Origin of the sequence: Undibacterium sp. JH2W (genome assembly GCF_049340425.1) — a bacterium.
GTDB lineage: Bacteria > Pseudomonadota > Gammaproteobacteria > Burkholderiales > Burkholderiaceae_D > Undibacterium.
In genome coordinates, this window is sequence record NZ_JBMPOT010000097.1 from 1 (window position 1) to 284 (window position 284).

1 protein-coding gene is annotated in these 284 nt (G+C 44.7%); it reads right to left on the reverse strand.

Annotation, left to right across the window (positions count from 1 at the left end; all coding sequences use genetic code 11):
* Positions 1 to 169, reverse strand: a 169-nt coding sequence (locus ACO0LC_RS29285) for a helix-turn-helix domain-containing protein (protein ID WP_423009801.1), incomplete at its 3' end; no start/stop codon positions are given.
* Between the last annotated feature and the right edge of the window lie 115 nt (positions 170 to 284).

A 284-nucleotide genomic window follows, 5' to 3' on the forward strand; every position in this document is an offset into this window, starting at 1 on the left:
AATCGATCAGAGCTTCAACTCCGCCGCTCTCAACGGCAGACTGATAACGGTAAAACGTGTCCCTCGAAAAACCCATTACTTTGCAGGCTCGGGACACGTTACCTAGTTCGGCAGCAAGGTTGAGCAGCCCAACCTTGTGTTTAATGACGTTTTGAGAAATACTATTCATGAGATTACTCCTATGGCACTTTCGTGCTGGTTTTATAAAGATTCGCACCTCTATCAAACCGGGTAATCTCTCCTTTTGCAAGGACCTTCTGTCAGATCAAATCGAAACTAATACA